The organism is Paenirhizobium cremeum (genome assembly GCF_022884085.1).
GTDB lineage: Bacteria > Pseudomonadota > Alphaproteobacteria > Rhizobiales > Rhizobiaceae > Allorhizobium > Allorhizobium cremeum.
Genome location: NZ_JAGGCS010000013.1, coordinates 41,981 through 61,346 on the forward strand (window position 1 = coordinate 41,981; position 19,366 = coordinate 61,346).

Genomic DNA, 19,366 nt, shown 5'->3' on the forward strand with positions numbered 1-19,366 from the left:
GAGGGAAAGATGATAGAAAAGCTTGAGCTGCAGCCAGACGAGCCATTGTCCGTGAAGGTCGAACGTCACCGGGCGGCTTACCTGGCAGTCCTCAGCGGCATGGGCGGCGCTGACATGGATCAGGAGGCGGAGGCACGTATGGAAATCATCAGGCACGCGCCGTCAGATCCAGATGAGATAGATCAGAAGCTGCTTTACGTAGCAGGGTATCTGATTGCCTCCAAGGGGAACCTAAGCCCTGAGGAAATGGAGCTTCTTCTTTCAGGCTCCACCTCACTGTCCGGGCATTGATGCTAAACAGGCATCTGGCCCTGAAATCAGTAGTTGGTGGCAACCCATTCGCCGGATGCAGACTTGGCAAATCCAATGACGCGATCGAGAGGAGCTGCGTTCGGATTCCTCTTGATGGCCGCAACGCATGATACGCCTGGACCGCTGGCGTTCTCGTCGCACTCTCCCAAAGCAAGGGCTACATCGGCTTCACCGCGGCCGGTCCTCAGAGGATTGCGGGCATAAGCCTTGCGGTATGCGGCCAGAGCTTCCTCTTCTGTCGGTATTTCAAGCACAGGGGCCGGAGGTTCGGCAATTAGGGAGGGATTGGCTGCAATAAGGGCCGCGATCTCCGCATCAGTAGGGGCCCGAACAACCGGCTCTGGCTCCGGCATGACGAGATAAGTACCTCCAGCACCGGCGAGAATGCCGATACCTGCGGCTGCTACGATGAGAATGCGGATTCCGGTCTGAAGCCGGCCGGCATTCCGATTAATTACCGGCCACCGTTCCGATTTGAAGCCGGCCACTATTCCAATCAATTACCGGCCGGTTCTCGGCTCTAACGATACCCCTTGGGTCAGCAACTTTGGCATCAAACCTCCCGGTACACGAGGAGAGTTTGATGCCGGCAAAGAGAAGGCTGACCATGAGACAATTACGACAGATGCTCCGGCTTGCCGGAAGCGGAACAAGCAGCCGCGAGATCGCGGTGGTGCTGGGCGTTGCTCGCAGCACGGTGCAGGATAATCTGAAGCGGGCGGCGCTGGCGGGTTTGACCTGGCCCTTGCCCGGAGAGCTGACCGACGATGCGCTTGAACATCGTCTTTTCGCCCGCGCTGGGGTCAAGCAGGGGCAGCGGCGAAGGAAGGAGCCTGACTGGGCTGAGCTTTCGATCGAGCTGAAGAAGCCAGGCGTGACACTGCTGATCCTTTGGGAAGAATACCGTAGCGACCATCCCGACGGTTACGGCTACAGCCGCTTCTGTGAACTGTTCCGCGGCTTCGAGCAGCGCCTGTCGCCGACGATGCGCCAAGAGCATGCCGCCGGCGACAAGGTCTTCGTGGACTATTCCGGAAAGAAGGTGCCGATCGTCGATCGCAAGACCGGCGAGGTCCGTGAGGCGGAACTGTTCGTCGGCGTACTCGGCGCATCGAGCTACACCTTTGCCGAGGCCACGTGGACCCAGACCTTGCCGGACTGGATTGGCTCGCATGTACGCATGTTCGCCTTTTTTGGTGGCGTGCCACGGCTTGTGGTGCCTGACAACCTGAAGTCCGGCGTCAACCGTGCCAGCTTCCATGATCCTGAGATCAACCGCAGCTACGGCATGATGGCATCCCACTACGGTATCGGTGTCCTTCCGGCTCGGCCGCGACGCCCGAAGGATAAGGCCAAGGTCGAGAACGCCGTGCGCTTTGCTCAAAGCTGCATCCTCGGCCGCCTGCGCAAACAGACATTCTTCTCGCTTGCCGAGGCGAATGCCGCGATCACTGATATGCTCGCACGTATCAACGATCATGTCATGCGCCGGCTCGGTGTCAGCCGCCGCCATCTCTTCGAGACGGTCGAACGCCCAGCACTCGCAACCCTTCCTGCCGAGGACTACGAGTTCGCTGAATGGCGCTTGGCCCGGGTCTCGACGGATTATCATGTCGAGTTCAAGAGCTTCTTCTATTCGGTCCCGCACGGCCTAATCCGGAGCCAGGTCGATATCCGCGCCACCGCCCGGATGATCGAGATATTCCATCGTGGGAAGCGCGTCGCAGTGCATCAGCGCCGCTATGGGGGGCCGCGCTTTGGCACCGACCCCGATCATATGCCGAGCGCGCATCGTCGATACGCCGAATGGACACCGGATCGCTTCCGGCGCTGGGCTGCATCGATCGGCCCCGAGACGGAGGGGCTGATCACTGCCATCCTTGCCAGCCGACCGCATCCCGAACAGGGCTTCAGAACATGCCTCGGCATCCTGCGCCTCTATCGTGATCTTCCCCGGGAGCGCGCCGAGACTGTGTCGGCGCGTGCCGTCGAGATCGGTGGGCTGACCTGCAAGACCATCACCGCGCTCATCGCCACCCACAAATCCAACAGACATTCCACCGAACCCGCCGCCGTCATGGAGCACGCCAACCTGCGCGGCCCCGGCTACTTTCATTGAGGACCAAGACCATGCTGACCAATCCCACCATCGACATGCTGCGCGAACTCGGCCTCTCCGGCATGGCAAGCGCCTATCACGAGCTCGAGGCCCAGCCGGAGGTAAGGAGCCTCGAGCATGGTGAATGGCTCGCTCTTCTTCTGGAACGTGAGGCGACCATGCGCCGCCAGAAGCGTTTCGAGGCGAGAGCCCGTGCGGCAAGGCTGCGCCATGACGCTCAGGTCGAGAACATCGACTTCCGCGCTGCCCGTGGCCTTGACCGCAATCTGTTCCTGAAGCTCGCCGGCTGCGACTGGATCAGGCAACATCACAGTCTCCTGCTCATCGGACCCGCCGGCGTCGGCAAGAGCTGGTTGGCCTGCGCACTCGGACACAAGGCATGCCGCGAGGACTTCTCCGTCGCCTATCATCGCCTGCCGAGGCTGTTCGCCACTCTTGCACTCGCGCGCGGCGACGGCCGCTATCCCAAGGTCCTCAAGGCGCTCGCCAGAACAGACCTGCTCATCCTCGACGACTGGGGCCCCGAGAAGCTCAGCGACGAGCAGCGCCGTGATCTTCTGGAGATCGTTGAGGATCGCTATGAGAGGCGATCCACCATCGTCACAAGCCAGGTGCCCGTCGATCACTGGTACGACATGATCGGCAATCCGACGCTCGCTGACGCCATCCTCGATCGCTTGGTCCACAATGCCTACCGCATCGAACTCACCGGCGAGAGCTTGCGAAAGCAGCGTCCGCGACCATCCGACGCTTGACCCCACGACAATCCAGAGCCATTCAAAACAACGACCCAAGGGAGCATCGACTGGCCGGCTTCAAATCGGAATGCTGGCCGGAATGAAATCGGAATGGGTGGCCGGCTTCGTTTCGGAATCAATGGCCGGCTTCAGCGGAATACGCAATGAGAATGTTGCTGTTCATGTCATCCACTCAGTCATTCAGGTTGAACCAAGCGCGCTGCTTGACGCCCCTATCGTTCGGAATGTCGAAATAATAAGGGTCTGCGCGGCGAGGGCGGGGCTGAGTGATCTGCACCATGCACCCATTGTCTCGGTTGAAAACATCATTGTCGTTGTTCTGGTTGATCTGCCGGATCGTGACACCCTTGCGCTCGTTTTCTTGGCTGTCACCAAATTGGGTACGGAAGGCGGCACGGTTGCTGCACTGGTTGACGGTCTTCGTGCACTGATCCTTGTCGTCTCGGCCCAAGAACGGCCGGTCCCCATCGGTGCGGGAGGAAACGGCGGTCATGCCGGCAGGGCATTCCTCGTAAGGTTCATAGCCCGGTTTTCCGGCTTTTGCTTCATGGCAGATCGGCCAGGAGAAGCCGGGCTTCGCCATAGCTGATATGAGCCTTTTCATCGGGGGAACGCAGTAGGGGACGCCATGCCAAGACGGGCTTTGTGAGGCTGCGCACAAGAGGATCTGGCAACCCCATGAGGCATCCTCGGCTTTGGCAGATGCTGGAGAGATGGCAAGAGCCGCGAGACCGGCTGCGGCAAAAAACACTGGTTTCATATCAGGTGTCCCTCTTGATCAATGCTGCTGAAATTGCCGGCTCGGAAAAAGGTCTTTCGAGCGGAGTCCTGTGTTGGATGCGTTCGCCTGCAGCGTAGATGAGGGCCGAGATCAGCGCGAAGCACGCAAACCAGGAAATGCCGATGCGATAGAGCAGTGGCTGATTGGGAATGTCCCGAGAAACCGCGGCGAAGGCGAAGAGCCCGACCAAGTAGCTGTCGAAGGACAAGTGGCGTTTGTCGTGGAAAGCCAGCGACAGGATGAGAAGGAAGGCCGCTAGTAGCGCGTGGATCCACCAGAGTCTCTGCGCCAGGATTATGAGGGCGATCGAGAGGGAGATGGCAAGCAGCAAGCCAGCCAAGGGATCCGTTGCGAGAGAGGTCGCAATATGTGCGAGGTCTGGCAACTATCGCTCTGTCCTCTTCGGCTTGTTTCGCGCATCAGCAAAAGGAGGAGAGATCTCGCTTTTCCGCTCGGCCAATAGATTGAAGTCGGCGATCGGATGCCGATCTAGCGTCTTGTCGACAGCTTTGCGGCGCCATTCGTTCATGTCCAACACGTAGGTTCCCCACATCCCATACCGGGCGGCCATCGCGTTGGTCTGATAAGCGTAATATTGGGCGTTGATGTAGGGGGAATCGAGGCGGGCCCAACCGACGCGCAGCATTTCGGCGGCGAGATCCACACCGTTAGTCGTGCATTGTGCGACGGGTATCCCATCGTTCGCGTAGGCCAGACCGACGCAACTCGTGGGTCTGTTTCCGACAGTCCTTTTCAGCCAGGCCTTGGCGAAGGGACCGCATGGAACGGGGGTTGGAGCCTGTTGCTTTTCCCGGTTGGTCCACTTTGGGTTCAAAGCCCATTGAGGAAGCTCACAGGTGTCGATGCCAGCCAACCTTACTTTATAGCCATTGCCAAGCGTGCCGAACCATAGCGTGCGGCCGTCGAGAACGGTTACCGGGCCTTTGAACGTCGGCAACCGAACAGCAGCAGCAACGGGAGGCGCAGCCTGACCGCGTAGGGCGTGCCAGTTCTGATAGATCGGATCGGCGGCAAACACCGGCAGCGCCAAAGAGCTTGCGGCAATAGCAAGGATAAGGCGGTTTCTCATGGCTGGGCGCTCCTCGATCGCTGGTTCGCCTCACGACTAAGCAGGATGGAAGGATGCTGAACGTCGGAGAATTGCCAAAGGCCGGCCTTCTTTTGCTGAGCAAGCTGCTCGGCTATGGCGTAGGGGGCATGATAAGGGAGACCATCGGTCTTCAAGGCGGCGAATGCATAGCCGCTTGTCACCATGATCTGCGCGAGGTCGAGCCTTTGGCTGCCAACCGTGGCGTAACAAACGACATATGAGATGCCGTTAAGCTTCGCCACGGGGGCACAGATCGGTTTGGTGTCCTTGATGTAGGCAGCCAACATCGCAAGCGATGCCTCGCCGCAATCTTGTCTATTGCCCTGACCATCCGTGTAGGCAGTGCCGCGCAAGCAGGACTGGATGCCATAGAGACGAAACCGTTCTCCGTTCGAGATCCAGGTGTCCCCCGTTTCCAAGGTAATGCCGGGAGCAAGATCGAAGTACCCTTCAGGCGCGGCATTGGCGGCAAAGGGCAGTAGAATCGCGACGAGTGCAGCAGCAAGCTTCATTGCGCCTTCACCCGAGGATCTGCCCACATGCCGTAGGAACCCTTCTGGCCGATTTCCTGAGCTTCCGTGAGATCAGGACGTTCGAATGAACCATCGGCTTTCTTAGTCAGGCGAACCGCTCCCAACGACAGAAGCTGCTCCTCAAGATTATCAACCGTGTCCATTGCTCCAGGATAGTTATAGTAGCCGTAGCACGTGACATCCTGAACGGGGGCAGTCTGCTCGCTGATGAAGGCCCTGCAGAACAGAACCTTGGGGCTTTGCAGCATCGTTTGCAGCTGCTGCGTACCAAACTCCTCGCAAGTCCCGGAATAGTCCTCCGCGCGATTGACCAGATCGCCGTTGCAGGGCTGAACGCCATACAGATGCAACGTTGTCGATTCATCGACGCGAAACTCAGTCGCCGAAATAGCCTTGAAGCCATTGGCCGTGGCGTAACCTTTGCGATCAGCGACTTTGCCGGTCCCGTCGTAATACTCGACGACAAGAACCGTCTTGCCCGGCGCCGCCAGCGACCTGATGTAGTCCTTGTTCACCGCAGGAGCGGCAAGCGCTTGTGTTGCCAATGCGCAACTTAGAAGCGCGGGAATGATGGCCTGTTTCATAATCTAGCCCTAACCATCCTGAGTCTGATTGTTGACCCTGCAAAATAGGGTTTAACACCGATCAGAAAACTTGTAAGAGTGCATCAAATCGGTATCATGTGTGCATTAACTCTAGTCGGTTTTCGTGGCGATCACAACACCGTTTGACGGGCGGGTGCGATGGATAAAAACACTGTCTATGCAGGGTATCTAGGCCCGCGAACCCTGACTAGCGCAGCTTTATCCGTGCTGCTCGCGGCCAATACTGCTGCGTCACAAGACCTAGCCACAACAGGGCGTATTTCCAGCGATTACAACGGTTCTGTGACAATCAACGAGGAATCTCTTGTCACGAACTTCGAAGATCGCTGGAGCGGTGTCGAGACATCAGAGAAGGAATTTGTCCTTGGTGCAAACGGTGTTGTCACGAAGGGCGGAGCTGAAGTATTGGGCGCAACGACGTCGAAAGATGTGGGCGCCAAAGGGAATCAAATTGATGCGTCTGTCAGCGCATATTTTGATGTCTCGGAGCGCGCCACCGGCCGCATAGAGCCTGTCCAAACTCCCACTCTAGATACTACATCTAGTGATACCCCCGAAAATCTAGGGGCAGGAACTCCCGTTGGAGAGTGCGGGCCGTCGCCCCTGTCACCTGATGAGATTAAATCGCTGGTTGCATCCACTGCGCGCCGATACAGCGTCGATGAGGGCTTCGCGGTTGCGATTGCCTGGGCCGAAAGTCGCTTCGATGAGATCCGCAATTCACCGAAAGGCGCACGCGGACCTATGCAGCTTATCCCCGAAACGGCGGCTCGCTTCGGTGTTCAGGACATTTGCGATCCCGCTCAAAACATCGAGGGCGGGATGAAGTACCTCCGCTTCCTGCTCGATGAGTTTCAGAACCCGCTTCTGGTCGCAGCCGCTTACAACAGCGGGGAGGGGCGCATCTACGAATATGGCGGCGTTCCGCCATTCCAAGAAACCGTCGGCTATGTCGCAAAGGTCGTGAATTTCCAGCTTGGCCTACCGATGCCAACCGGCAAGCGGAAGGCGAGCGGGATCGTCCGAGACATGGCGGCAAAGAACACCAGCGATGCCGGAGTCATCGCTGTGGAGAAGACCGGCAAGTTCGTCGGCGGCGTGATGCATTTTTAAGGAGAGAACTATGAAGAACGTCGTTTCCCGGCATTCCGGGGCATTGAAGGCAGTAGCGGTCATTGGCTTGGTGGCAGCCCTGCAGGTTGCAGGCGCTGATCAAGCGCTTGCACAGGCTAGCGGTGGCGGCGGCGGTGCATTCGCCCCCCTTCAGACAGCCGTGCAGATGATCGTTGACTTCATCACCGGCCCCTTCGGACGTCTGATGGCAATCATCGCCGTGATCGGCCTCGGCTTCCTTGCATTTGCCGGCAGGCTTTCGTGGTTCACGGCCGGAGCCGTCGTCATTGGCATCGGTCTCGTGTTCGGCGCCCCTGCCATCGTTGACCAGATGATTTCGTCGGTAGGCGGCGGCTGATGAGCGATTTTCAGGACGAGAAGCCAGCTTTGACGCCGTTGGTGATCGGCTTGACCCGTTCTCCGACGCTATGGGGCGTGCCCTACATGGCGGTCGTCCTGATCATCGGCGTGACAATCATTGGGTGGCTGGTGACGAACCATCTGGCGGCACTGCTGATCGCGCCAGCCGCCTACCTTGTGCTTTTCTCGCTTTGTGCCTGGGACAGCAAGATTCTCGACGTCCTGCAGGTCACGTCCCGCAAGACGCCAAGGACCCCCAACAAGCGCTTTTGGGGCACCAACTCATACGGACCATAGTAGATGCTGAAAGTCGTCAAGGAAGAGCTTGGGTTTGGGAAGGTCGCCGGCAACGAGCGGCCTATGTCCGTTCACATCCCCTATATGCGGCATGTGTCTGACACGGTCATCGGGCTCGAGAATGGAACCCTGATCAGCGTCATCAAGCTTGATGGACTGTTCTTCCAGACGGAGGACCAGGCCGAATTGAACATGCGTTCTGTTGTGCAGAACACCATGATCCGAGCTCTAGGTTCGAGCCGCTATTCTCTTTGGTCGACTGTAATCCGTCGTGAGGTCGAGACCGAAATCGGCGGTTCGTTCGATTCCTCCTTCTGCGAGATCCTAAACGATCGCTATATGGACCAACTTCGCAAGAAGCGGATGTTCACGAACGAAATCTACCTGACGATCGTGCGTTCGGGCATGAAAGGGGCGCTTGGCCTCGGCGACTCGCTGAAGCGGATCTTTGAACGCTCGAACAAGGAGGCCAGGGCCCAAGCGACCCGTGAAGACGTGACCGACCTCGAAGAGCTGGTTGGGAACATCGTGAAAGAGTTGCACAAGTACGGCGCAAAGCCGCTTGGCATCACGTATCGCAAGAAATCGGACGATACTGCGAAAAAGGACATCGATGGAGAAGACGCTAAGGGCGATCCGTATTCGGAGCCCTGCGAGTTCTTCAACACGATCCTGACCTGCGGTGTGCCGCGAAAGATGCGGCTACCGCGCATGGGAATTCGCAATTACGTCGGCACTTCACGGCTTCACTTTTCAAAGCGGACGATGCAGGCACAAGCGGCGGTGGAAGAAGACAGCCGCTATGCCGCTCTACTCTCGATCAAAGAATATCCCCCATTCACTGGTCCCGGCATGTTGGACGGGTTGCTGCAGGTGAACCACGAGTTCATCCTGACGCAGTCCTTCACCCTTGCAGACAAGCCGATTGCACAAGAGCGGATCAGTCGCCTTCAACGCCAAATCAAGGCCTCCGACGAAGCAGGTAGCTCGGTCGAATCCGACATCGACTATGCTTTGAACAGCCTCCTCAATCAGGAGGCTGTATTCGGCTTCCATCATTTTTCGCTTCTGTGCATTTCGCGGGACCTCGACGGATTGAGCCGTTGCGTGTCGGAACTTGGCGCTTGCCTCACCGACATGAACATCAACTGGCTCAGGGAGGATCTCAATCTTGAAGCGGCGTTCTGGGCGCAGCTGCCGGGAAACCGCTCCTACATCTCCCGCATCGCCATGCTGTCGAGCGCCAACTTCTCCGGCCTTTCCTCGATGCATAATTTCGCGACTGGACAGGCGGATCGCACCCATTGGGGCCTGCCGATCACCATTCTGGAAACGACCTCACAAACCCCCTACTGGTTCAACTTCCACCGTCGCGATATCGGGCACTTCACGGTGACTGGTCCGACAGGATCCGGCAAGACCGTAGGTTTGACCTTCCTGCTGGCTCAGGCGATGCGGGTTTCACCCACGCCTCACGCCGTGTTCTTCGACAAGGACCGGGGGGCTGAGATCTTCGTCAGGGCGATTGGCGGAGCCTACGAGGTTCTGTCTCCAGGAACACCCACGGGCTTTAACCCGCTGCAACTGGAAAACACCGGCGAGAACCGGGAATTTCTGGTCCGTCTGCTCAAGGCCATGCTGCGCGGCGACCGTCGCACCGACTTCACGCAAGAGGACGAGGACACGCTGGAAAAGGCAATCGTCCGGATCATGCAGGAGCCGGCAGCTCAGCGGAACCTCCCGAATCTTGCCGGCCTCTTGATGGGGCGGTCCAAGGCCGATGCCAACGATCTATACTCGCGGCTTCGCCCTTGGATCGAAGGCGAAAAAGCCTGGCTGTTCAACGCGCCCCATGACGTCCTGTCCTTCTCGGGTCACAGCGTCTTTGGCTTTGATATGACCAACATCCTCGGAAACGAGGAGCTAAGAACCCCTGCGCTGATGTATCTTTACCATCGGCTGGATGAGCTGCTGGACGGTAACCCCGTCATGTTCTTCATGGATGAAGGCTGGCAGCTGTTGATGGATGACACTTTCAGCGCCTTCATCGTCGACAAGATGAAGACGATCCGAAAGCTCAACGGCATCGTGGGCTTTGGTACGCAGTCGGCTGCTGACATTACCAAATCCAAAGCGTCGCACACGCTCATTGAGCAATCGGCGACCAACATCCACTTCCCGAACCCACGGGCTGACGAAGAGAGCTACATCAAGCGCTTCGGCCTGACGGTGAAGGAGTTCAAGTTCATCAAGAACACGCCTCCTGAAAAGAGAACCTTCCTGATTAAGCATGGCAACGACTCTGTCATTGCGCGTCTCGATCTGTCGACAATGCCGGATCTCGTGAAGGTGCTTTCAGGACGCAAGGATACGATCGAGGAGTGCGCGGCACTTCGCGAGCAGTACGGAGACGAACCCGAAAACTGGTTGGCGAAATTCTGCGGATGGGAGAAGGCCGAATGAGGAACAGTCGGACTCTAACGCTGCTAGTTGCAGCCTTGGCTTGGGGAACAGCGCCCCCCGCCTCCTCGCAGGTTCCTGTTACGGATGGCGCCCTCACTTCAACAGATGCAGTGCGCAATGAAACGACGAAGCAGATCGAAGAAACAGACAGTCGCCGGCACTCCGTGAGCAAGAGCGTCACCTGCTCGATGTACCGGCCGGGGCGCGGAGGTGACGCCCCCTCGGCAGCACAAGCCAATCCGGAGATTGTCGGGCTCGTGAAGCGAGTGGCGCGTGAGGAAGGGGTAGACGAAACCCTCTTCATGTCTCTCGTCTACCAGGAGAGCCGGTTCAATCCCTGCGCAAAGTCGCCTGTCGGCGCTATGGGCTTGTCGCAGCTGATGCCGGGCACAGCCAAGGATCTTGGCGTGAATCCTCACGATATCGAGGATAACCTTCGCGGCGGCGCACGCTACCTGAAGCAGCAGCTCCGCACCTTCAACGGCAATACCAACCTTGCGCTCGCCGCGTACAACGCGGGGCCAGGCAACGTCCGCAAGTATGGCGGCATCCCTCCGTTCAAGGAGACGCAGGGCTATGTCGCCGCGATCAAAGGCAAATGGATGCCTCAGTTTGGAGGCTCTGATGTTTCGAACATCCCCGAAAACTTCGGCGGAGGCACGTCGGGCTTTTCAGGTGCGAGAGGCGCAACGATCAACTCAATGGCAACCAGCCAGTCGATTTCCGAAAACAGCGGGAACGTCGCGTCATGGCTTCAGCAACTCGGCCAGATGGAAAGCGGCACGATCCAAGACAGCTGGGACCACAATTCCGGCGCACGCAATGCGAACCTCGAAATGATGAACCAGGTCATCCGCCTCGGAACAACGATGGCGGAGCTTATGAATTCTCAAAATGCACTTGATCTGGGCGGGCTCTCGGGGTCTTCGCGGTCCAGCGACTACAAGCGAGACGAGAAGGAAGACGATCGCGAGGTAGCTGACCTCTGCGACAAGGAACTGCAGCTTGAGTGGAATCCGGAGGAGCAGGCCTGCGTTCGAAAACTCGAACCAGAGGCTGACATGAAGCTGATGTTGAGCGCCGAATGACAAGGAGAACGGCCATGAAAAGAGCATTTCTGACTGCGTTTTCGCTAGCGATGGCGTCTACTGCGCATGCACAGGTTCCCGTGATCGACAGCGCCAACCTGAAGATTGCAAGGGAAACCTCTCAGACGACCGATCAGATCCTGGATACGAACAAGGAGGTTCTGAAGACGGTAGAAGAGACGCTTAAAGCCGTCACGGGGGATCGCGGGAGCGTTTCAAATCCCATGCAGAACCTCGCCGTTGGTCAAGGGTTCAGCGTTTCTCAGATGCCGTCACTCGACAGCCTCATGCAGGGCGGAGTCCCGAACTTCGGCAGCATGGGCGGTGACATCGGCCAGATTGCCACCACCTTCATCAACGGTCTTCAGCTAGTAAAAAACTTGTCTGGCAAGGCGGACAGCACGTTCTCCGGCGACAAGTCCTACGAAGAGATGATGAAGACCGTCCTTGGAGTTGCTGCCCTAGTCACCGGCTCGCAACAGGCTGTTCAGTCGCGAACACAGGCATTCCAGCAGGCAGGTCAGCAGATCGGCCAGGCTCAAGACATCAAAGGGTCCATCGATCAGAACACGCAGCTGCAGGTTCAAACCGGCCTGACGATCAACGAAATGATTGGCGTGATGAATGGGGCGGTCGGCTCCCTGCAGGCTCAAAACCAGCGCCGCCTTGTCGACATCTCCAATACCAAGAAGGCGCTGACCTACGGTGACTAAGACATTTCGAGTGAAAGGCTTTGTGCTCCTCTCCGTTCTGGTTGCTGCCGGCGTAACTGGCTGCGCCGGTGCTCCGAAAGAGAAGACTGCACCATGCAAGAGGCCGGCAAACCTCACATCCTACGCCGAGGATCCGCGACAGGAATGTGGCCCAATGACCAGCGTGAATGGCAACCCATCGGAAGCGCTGGCGGCGATCGACGCTTTCGCTGCAAGCGGAGAGCAGTGACCCCATGAACTTTCTAGGCGGCCTGCTTGAGGCTCTTGAAGATGCAGGGCGGAATTTCTCCCAACGGGCTTATGAGGTCGTTGGCGACGAGATCATGCCCTTGCTGACGATCATGCTTATTGCCTACGTCGCCTATTACGGACTTCAACTCGTCATGGGGACCGCGCGAGTGAGCGTCGGCGAGATCGTCGGCCGGGTCGTGCGGATGATACTTATCGTCGCCTTTATTGATCAGTGGGGCAACTTCCAACTCTTCTTTTACGACTGGCTGAACAACACGCCTGAAGACGTGGGGCGGGCGCTCTTGACGGCTAGCAGTACCGGGATAACTGAGCCGACAGACGGCCTCTCCATGATTTGGGAGACGGCAAATGAGGCAGCAGCAGCATTCGCGGAGCAGTCGGGCTACTTCGCCATTCTCCCGGGCCTTGTAGGGTTCCTGATCATGCTGGCGGTTGGGCTGTTCATTGCAGTTGCGCTTGCCATCCTAGTGCTTGCGAAGGTGATGATGTGGGTGCTGCTTGGCACTGCACCGATCTTTATCGCCTGCCTATTGTTTGATTCCACACGCCAGTACGGAATGGCTTGGTTCCAGCAGGTTTTGACGTACGCAATCATTCCGCTCTTCGTTTACGTCGTCGCCGCCTTTCTCATCACGACCATGGACGCTGAACTGCAGAAGGTCGCAGCGGCAGCATCCGCAAACGAGATCCAGTTAGACGATATCTCGGCTTTCGTCCTGATCTGTGCGGCTGGCGCTTTTGTCCTCTTCAACATTCAAACTCTTGCCCAGGGAATTACCGGGGGCGTGGCAACGGGCGTTGGGCAGATCGCTCGATCGGTTGGCTACGCGACCGGTGTTGCACTGCCGGCACGAGCTTTGACCGCGATACGTTCTGTAGCCGGCAGGGCTGGAGAATTAGGAATGGCCGCACGCGCCAGAACCCATGCCGGCATGAGGGAAAACATCCAAAACGCCGGTGCAGCAGAAGCGATGCAAAACAGAATTACCAACAACAGTCTGCCCAACTAGGCAACTGGTGGCGGGAATTAAGGGCTAGGATAGATGGCAGAGAATAACGATGCTCTCCGGAGCTATTTTCAGGATGGGGACCGTTGGGAACAAGAGATCGTAAAAAAGGCCAAACGGTCCAAGGCGTTCGCTTGGCTGATTACGCTGATCTTCGGCGGCATCACGATCCTGTCGCTCTCCGCATTGGTGATGCTCGTGCCCCTCAAGAGCTTCGAGCCGTACATTGTCGAGGTCGACAAGAACACTGGCTATATTGAGGTCAAGACAGGGCTGACCCGAACATCGAACATCACCGATCAGCAGGCGGTCACTCAGGCGAATGTCGTCCGTTACATTCGATCCCGCGAGGGCTATGATCCTTTTGCCATTGAGCAGAACTTTGGAATTGCAGCTTTGCTCTCCACCGGGGACGCAGCGCGCGACCTCCAGGCCCAATGGAGTGCCGCGAACCCTGACAATCCAGCTCGCCGGCTCGGCAAAAATAAGTCGATCACCGTCGACATAAAGTCTGTCACCTTCCCGAACACGACAACGGCGCTCGTCCGGTTCTCGACGCATGAGCGCTCTGATGCAGACGTCATCACGCGCCATTTCATCTCTATCGTTCGCTATCGCTACACCGATACGCCAGAGCGCAACGAATGGCGCTTCGAAAACCCGTTGGGCTTCCAAGTTTATGACTACCGCCGTGATCAGGAAACGGTGACCTCGGGAGGCCAGCAGTGAAATATGGCTTCCTACTAGCGGCGTCGATCGCCGCTCTCACGATGACTCACGCCTATGCGGCGCAACAGCCCCGCCCTGGCAGTCTGGATGCGCGTGTGACCAGTGTCGTCTATCAGCCGAACAACGTCGTGAAGGTGTCTGCAACCTACGGCATCTCAACGATGATCATCTTCGACGAAGATGAGAAGTTTGAGACGATCTCGCTTGGCGACACCGACAGTTGGCAGGTTGCCCCGTCCGAAAAGGGCAACATCCTTTTCGTCAAGCCGATAGCCAAGGACGTTTCCACAAACATGAACGTGGTGACCTCAAAGAGGATCTACTTCCTTGAGCTGAACGACTATGCACCGGAAGCAGGGAAAAAGGTCTTCGGCATTCGCTTCGTTTATCCCGAGAAGAACCTGAACGAGTCTCTGCGGAAGGAGGCTGAGTTTCGGGCAGCTAACCCGAACATTTCGAGCATCGACAAAGCGAACGTCAATATTGACTACTCTTTCTCGGGCGACGCGGCGCTGAAGCCGACAATGGTCTTCGATGACGGAAAGAAGACCTTTTTCAAGTTCGGCCGAGGGACCGTGCCGGCCATTTTTGCCGTTCAATCCGACTTCTCAGAGACCCTGCGAAACTTCCGCAAGGAAGGCGAATACATCGTCGTTGACGGCGTAGCCACGCAATACACGCTCCGGGACGGAAACCAGTGGACGTGCATTTTCAACCTCCGCAAGCCGGACTTTGCAGCACCTGATCCTGACATCTTGGCTCCGAAGCCGGATCCTGATGCCAGCAAACGCAGGAGGAGCGGCAACTAATGAAGCGCAGCCCTGAACTCGACGCAATGGCGGCGGCCGACGAGGCCGAAATCAGCAATCGAAACGTGAAGCGCAATCAAACGGTCGGCATGGCCGCCCTTTTGCTGGCTGGCGTCTTCGCCGCGTACCTGGTGCTCGCCACGTCCGGAGAAAGCCCGCCTGAAAGCCCGCAAAGTGAGGAGGAGTTCCGTACCACGACCTTCCGGCCGCCCGGTTTCGTGCGCGATGGAGAACCTACTCCCCCACCACCCGAACAGCCTGTCTTGGAACTTCCACCTCCGCCACCTCCGCCGCCACCTCCGCCGCCAGCTCCGCCGGTGGACGTCACTGAATTCAACGTGCCTCCCCCGCCCGAAGTAGCTCAACCGGCGAGCGCGCCCCCGCCCGCCGAAGAGGTATTTCCGGAGCGATTTCGGTCAAAGCTAATCACGCTTGACCAGAACCTGGGAGGATCCGCGAATGGTTCGCTCGATGGCTCGAACGGCGGCACGCCTTTGACCGTCGCTGGCGAGGATCGCAACAGCCAGTACCTGTCCTCAGCGAGTGCTATCGGTGACCGTTCCGCCAAAGCCCGGCAGATTGAGCGCATCGACGCCATGATCCCAGAGGGCACGCTGATCCCCGGCATCTTGGAATCGGCGATCGTCAGCGACCTTCCGGGCCAAGTCCGGGCCATCACATCCAAGGATGTCTACTCCTTCGATGGGCGGCGCGTCCTGATCCCAACAGGAACCCGCCTGATCGGGGAATATCAGTCCGAAGTTACGCGGGGGCAGAAGCGGGTCTTTGTCGTGTGGACGAGGTTGATCCGGGATGACGGCGTGTCGGTGCGCTTGAACTCCATCGGCACGGACAGCCTCGGGCGATCGGGCCTGACGGGTCATGTCGACAACAAGTTTCGTGAGCGCTTTGGCGCATCAATCTTGCTGTCGATCGTCGGAGGCGGTGCAAGCTATCTAACCGGATACGGTAGCGACTCCAGCTCCGGAAACGATGACGCCGAAAGAGGTGCTGAACTGGCGCGAGAAACGATCGCGCAGACCTTCAGCGACATGGCGAACACGGTCCTTGCCGAAAACCTCAGGATCCCGCCAACGATCAGCGTACCGCAAGGCGAGCGGATCTTTGTCTATGTTCGCCAGGACCTCGATTTCAGCGCCATGTACGACGATCCTGTCACGGAAGCGATGAAGGAGATCAAACGTGAACGTTATGGTAGGTAACACGACCGCTCATGATCCTCATTATTTCCTGAACCGGTCTCTGGAGCCCATCAGGCAATTTCTCGATGACCCGAAGGTGGTTGAGATTGCGGTGAACCGGCCAGGCCAAGTCTATGTTGAACGCTTCGGTGCTGATCACATGGAGCATCATGAAATCGATGCTCTGACTGCACGCGAGATTGAAAACATTGGCGAGCGGGTTGCCGCAGCGACGAAGCAGTTCCTCAACGCCGCTAATCCGATCCTTAGTGCAGCACTGCCATCCGGCGAACGTATCCAGGTCGTCTTGCCGCCCGCGGCACCCGACGGTGGGTCGATCACGATCCGTAAGCAGGTTGTGCAGAATTTCTCTCTGCAGGACTACCGTGACAACGGCTCTCTCGACAAAGTCTCGGTTGCTGTCGGGGGCTTAAGCGACGTGGATCGGGAGCTGATCGCCTATCTACGCGCAGAGAAGATCTACGACTTCATCCATACGGCCATCACGAAGCGGGTTTCGATCCTGATCAGTGGCGGCACGTCGTCGGGAAAAACCACGTTTCTGAACGCTTGTCTGAACTCCGTAGACCTGAATGAGCGGATCCTGACGCTTGAAGACACTCGTGAGCTATTCCCCCCACAGAAGAACGCGGTCCACCTGATCGCCTCCAAGGATGGGCAAGGCACCGCAAACGTCACGATTCAGAACCTTCTTGAATCGGCGCTTCGAATGCGGCCGGATCGCCTCTTTGTTGGCGAGATTCGTGGAGCTGAGGCCTTTTCATTCCTTCGCGCCATCAACACAGGCCACCCGGGCAGCATGTCGACAGTACACGCCGATACGCCGCTCGGCGCCTATGAACAGCTTGCCATGATGATGCAGCAGTCCGGCATGTCCGCCGGCTACTCCAAGCAGGATCTGATGTCCTACATCCAAATGGTCATTCCGATCGTCATCCAGCTCAGGCGGGAAGGCGGCAAGCGCGGGGTTTCCGAAATCTACTTCGCACGGGATGCATCATGAGTAAGGGGGTACAGGCCTTCTATCTGTTCTTCTGCCTGTTGATCGCATTTGCAGTCTGGATGCTGGCGTACGGGGCGGGGCTTCAGCTTTTCTACGGTGACGGTAGGATCCTCGAGGCGACAATCACCTCAAACCCATTCGCGCCAATTCAGCAGTTCTGGGCCTATAGCTCCTCCCCTTCCCTACAAAAAGTCGCGCTCGGCTCCGTAGTGCCCGCGCTGCTCGTATCAGGCCTCATTGCTTACCTTGGGCTCAAACCTACCAGCAATCCATTGGGTGATGCGGCCTTTCAGGATCTTGCAACCCTTCGGCGCGGGAAGTGGTTTGGCAGACGAGGTCACATATTCGGCCGCATCGGGAGCAACGTCCTCCGCGCGTATGACGATCGCCACCACCTCATTATTGGCCCGACGCGATCCGGTAAGGGCGCGGGCTACGTCATCCCCAACGCTCTCATGCACGAAGGCTCTATGATCGTCACGGATCTGAAGGGCGAGGTCTACAAGGCAACCGCCGGCTATCGGAAGCGCAACGGCAGCCAGGTCTTCTTGTTCGCGCCGGGTTCCGAGACGACCAACAGCTATAATCCCTTGGATTTCGTTCGTCAGGAGCGAGGCAATCGCACGACTGACATTCAAAATATCGCCAGCATTCTTGTACCGGAAAACACCGAATCCGAGAATTCAGTTTGGCAGGCCACAGCTCAACAGGTTCTCGCCGGCGCCATCAGTTATGTTCTTGAAAGCCCCTTCTACAAAGGGCGCAGGAACCTCGGCGAGATCAACTCCTTCTTTAACAGCGGGACCGATCTGCAGGCCTTGATGAAGTACATCAAGGAGAAGGAGCCATACCTGTCGAAGTTCACGATGGAGAGCTTAAATTCCTACCTGTCTCTCTCGGATCGGGCCGCGGCCTCGGCACTGCTTGATATCCAGAAGGCGATGAGGCCGTTCAAGAACGAACGCGTTGTGGCCGCAACGAACGTGACCGACATGGACCTTCGATCCATGAAGCGTCGCCCCATCACAATCTACCTTGCCCCGAACATCACCGACATCACCCTTCTTAGGCCGCTGCTGACGCTGTTCGTTCAACAGGTGATGGACATACTTACCCTTGAGCATGATCCCAACTCCGTGCCGGTCTATTTTCTGCTGGATGAGTTTCGCCAGCTGAAGCGCATGGACGAAATCATGACGAAGCTGCCCTATGTGGCCGGCTATAAGATCAAGCTCGCCTTCATCATCCAGGACCTGAAGAACTTGGATGAGATCTATGGTGAGACGTCCCGACATTCGCTCCTTGGCAACTGCGGCTATCAGCTCATCCTTGGTGCCAATGACCAGGCCACGGCAGAGTATGCTTCCCGTGCGCTTGGCAAGAGAACTATCCGATATCAGTCTGAATCCCGCACTATCGAGCTTATGGGCCTCCCGCGCCGAACAAAGGTCGAGCAAATTCGCGATCGGGACCTGATGATGCCGCAGGAAGTGCGCCAGATGCCCGAGAACAAGATGATCTTGCTGGTGGAGGGTCAGCGGCCAATTTTTGGAGACAAGCTGCGCTTCTTTAAGACGCAGCCCTTCAAGGAGGCGGAGGCCTATTCTCAGACGCACATACCGACCGTTCCAACTGTCGATTACCTGCCACCTAAACCTGTTCCAGCGACCACGCCAGCCTATGCCAATGCAGGCCAGGAACAGGCTGATGAAGCAGAAGCGATAAAGCCTGCGACTGAGGCGAAAGCGGAGGAACCGCGGGCGCCTGTCCAGGAGGAGGCTCCGAAAGAGCCAGCGCCCTCCACCTCGCCCGCTCGTGTTGTGAATCCATCCGCCCTGGCCAACAAGAAGGTCAGCGCCGGGGGCACTCCGGAACCTGCTAAGACAGCTGTGCCCGCTCCCGAAAAGCGCACAACACCTGTCTCAGAGAACGACATCGAAAAAGCGCACAATCATCGGGTTAGTCGTCTAAGGGAGGTCGTCGAACGGGAAGCCGAAGGCAAATCACCGCGCAAGAGGAAGAGCTTGGAAGAGCTATTCGCAGCGACCGTTCCTGATCCAATCATGGAACAGGCCGGCCGCTAATTCAGG

The 19,366-nt window shown here is 57.8% G+C and carries 22 protein-coding genes; 16 read left to right on the top strand and 6 right to left on the bottom strand.

All coding sequences use genetic code 11. The features are described 5' to 3' along the window. Nucleotides 1-9 precede the first annotated feature (9 nt). A complete protein-coding gene (locus tag J5N58_RS20300; RefSeq protein WP_244712640.1) occupies nt 10-291 on the top strand; it encodes a hypothetical protein in 282 nt (93 codons plus the stop codon). Between the two features lie 26 nt (nt 292-317). On the opposite strand, the gene J5N58_RS20305 is transcribed toward J5N58_RS20300, so the two are convergent. After that, nucleotides 318-800: a hypothetical protein gene (locus tag J5N58_RS20305; RefSeq protein WP_244712642.1), complete on the bottom strand. Its 483-nt coding sequence runs from the start codon at nt 798-800 to the stop codon at nt 318-320. 119 nt (nt 801-919) lie between these two features. On the opposite strand from J5N58_RS20305, the gene istA reads away from it, so the two are divergent. Together istA and istB are read left to right on the top strand one after the other, a co-directional pair. Continuing rightward, nucleotides 920-2,431: an IS21 family transposase gene (gene istA, locus J5N58_RS20310; protein WP_244712815.1), complete on the top strand. Its 1,512-nt coding sequence runs from the start codon at nt 920-922 to the stop codon at nt 2,429-2,431. 11 nt (nt 2,432-2,442) lie between these two features. Then, complete coding sequence (gene istB, locus J5N58_RS20315) at nt 2,443-3,186, top strand: IS21-like element helper ATPase IstB (RefSeq protein ID WP_244712644.1); 744 nt, start codon at nt 2,443-2,445, stop codon at nt 3,184-3,186. A 175-nt stretch (nt 3,187-3,361) separates the two neighbouring features. On the opposite strand, the gene J5N58_RS20320 is transcribed toward istB, so the two are convergent. Genes J5N58_RS20320 through J5N58_RS20340 form a run of 5 tightly spaced genes read right to left on the bottom strand, consistent with a single transcriptional unit; the run spans nt 3,362 to nt 6,198 of the window. Further along, on the bottom strand, nt 3,362-3,949 hold the full coding sequence (locus J5N58_RS20320; RefSeq protein WP_244712646.1) for a hypothetical protein: 588 nt from the start codon (nt 3,947-3,949) through the stop codon (nt 3,362-3,364). Nucleotide 3,950: 1 nt separating this feature from the next. Beyond that, nucleotides 3,951-4,355, bottom strand: coding sequence for a hypothetical protein (locus J5N58_RS20325; protein ID WP_244712648.1), 405 nt, complete (start codon nt 4,353-4,355; stop codon nt 3,951-3,953). Further along, nucleotides 4,356-5,060, bottom strand: a complete 705-nt coding sequence (locus tag J5N58_RS20330) for a thermonuclease family protein (protein ID WP_244712650.1) — start codon at nt 5,058-5,060, stop codon at nt 4,356-4,358. Beyond that, entirely contained in the window at nt 5,057-5,593 is a 537-nt protein-coding gene (locus J5N58_RS20335) for a thermonuclease family protein (RefSeq protein WP_244712652.1), read from the bottom strand. The genes J5N58_RS20330 and J5N58_RS20335 overlap by 4 nt, the downstream gene beginning before the upstream one ends. Then, nucleotides 5,590-6,198 (bottom strand): hypothetical protein, encoded by a 609-nt coding sequence (locus tag J5N58_RS20340; protein WP_115672744.1) that lies wholly within the window; start codon nt 6,196-6,198, stop codon nt 5,590-5,592. Before J5N58_RS20340 ends, J5N58_RS20335 begins: the two co-directional genes overlap by 4 nt. A gap of 159 nt (nt 6,199-6,357) precedes the next feature. Between J5N58_RS20340 and J5N58_RS20345 the strand changes: the two genes are divergently transcribed. The 13 genes from J5N58_RS20345 to J5N58_RS20405 are packed head-to-tail and all read left to right on the top strand — an operon-like array spanning nt 6,358 to nt 19,360. Then, nucleotides 6,358-7,332, top strand: coding sequence for a lytic transglycosylase domain-containing protein (locus J5N58_RS20345; protein ID WP_244712655.1), 975 nt, complete (start codon nt 6,358-6,360; stop codon nt 7,330-7,332). A 10-nt stretch (nt 7,333-7,342) separates the two neighbouring features. Further along, a complete protein-coding gene (locus J5N58_RS20350; protein WP_052642572.1) occupies nt 7,343-7,690 on the top strand; it encodes a TrbC/VirB2 family type IV secretion system protein in 348 nt (115 codons plus the stop codon). Continuing rightward, complete coding sequence (locus J5N58_RS20355) at nt 7,690-7,989, top strand: VirB3 family type IV secretion system protein (RefSeq protein ID WP_081950740.1); 300 nt, start codon at nt 7,690-7,692, stop codon at nt 7,987-7,989. Before J5N58_RS20350 ends, J5N58_RS20355 begins: the two co-directional genes overlap by 1 nt. 3 nt (nt 7,990-7,992) lie before the next feature. Then, nucleotides 7,993-10,452: a VirB4 family type IV secretion/conjugal transfer ATPase gene (locus J5N58_RS20360; protein ID WP_244712657.1), complete on the top strand. Its 2,460-nt coding sequence runs from the start codon at nt 7,993-7,995 to the stop codon at nt 10,450-10,452. Continuing rightward, nucleotides 10,449-11,540, top strand: a complete 1,092-nt coding sequence (locus J5N58_RS20365) for a lytic transglycosylase domain-containing protein (RefSeq protein ID WP_244712659.1) — start codon at nt 10,449-10,451, stop codon at nt 11,538-11,540. The genes J5N58_RS20360 and J5N58_RS20365 overlap by 4 nt, the downstream gene beginning before the upstream one ends. Before the next feature lie 14 nt (nt 11,541-11,554). Beyond that, nucleotides 11,555-12,253, top strand: a complete 699-nt coding sequence (locus J5N58_RS20370) for a type IV secretion system protein (protein ID WP_244712661.1) — start codon at nt 11,555-11,557, stop codon at nt 12,251-12,253. Continuing rightward, a complete protein-coding gene (locus tag J5N58_RS20375) occupies nt 12,246-12,482 on the top strand; it encodes a hypothetical protein (protein ID WP_037093750.1) in 237 nt (78 codons plus the stop codon). Before J5N58_RS20370 ends, J5N58_RS20375 begins: the two co-directional genes overlap by 8 nt. Nucleotides 12,483-12,486: 4 nt before the next feature. Then, on the top strand, nt 12,487-13,515 hold the full coding sequence (locus J5N58_RS20380; RefSeq protein ID WP_244712663.1) for a TrbL/VirB6 family protein: 1,029 nt from the start codon (nt 12,487-12,489) through the stop codon (nt 13,513-13,515). A gap of 33 nt (nt 13,516-13,548) precedes the next feature. Then, nucleotides 13,549-14,241, top strand: a complete 693-nt coding sequence (locus J5N58_RS20385; RefSeq protein WP_203021034.1) for a VirB8 family type IV secretion system protein — start codon at nt 13,549-13,551, stop codon at nt 14,239-14,241. Continuing rightward, complete coding sequence (gene virB9, locus J5N58_RS20390; protein ID WP_203021036.1) at nt 14,238-15,050, top strand: P-type conjugative transfer protein VirB9; 813 nt, start codon at nt 14,238-14,240, stop codon at nt 15,048-15,050. Before J5N58_RS20385 ends, virB9 begins: the two co-directional genes overlap by 4 nt. Then, complete coding sequence (gene virB10 / locus J5N58_RS20395; protein WP_203021038.1) at nt 15,050-16,273, top strand: type IV secretion system protein VirB10; 1,224 nt, start codon at nt 15,050-15,052, stop codon at nt 16,271-16,273. The genes virB9 and virB10 overlap by 1 nt, the downstream gene beginning before the upstream one ends. Continuing rightward, on the top strand, nt 16,254-17,276 hold the full coding sequence (gene virB11 / locus J5N58_RS20400; RefSeq protein ID WP_203021041.1) for a P-type DNA transfer ATPase VirB11: 1,023 nt from the start codon (nt 16,254-16,256) through the stop codon (nt 17,274-17,276). The genes virB10 and virB11 overlap by 20 nt, the downstream gene beginning before the upstream one ends. Further along, on the top strand, nt 17,273-19,360 hold the full coding sequence (locus J5N58_RS20405) for a type IV secretory system conjugative DNA transfer family protein (RefSeq protein WP_203021043.1): 2,088 nt from the start codon (nt 17,273-17,275) through the stop codon (nt 19,358-19,360). Before virB11 ends, J5N58_RS20405 begins: the two co-directional genes overlap by 4 nt. The last annotated feature ends 6 nt before the right edge of the window (nt 19,361-19,366 follow it).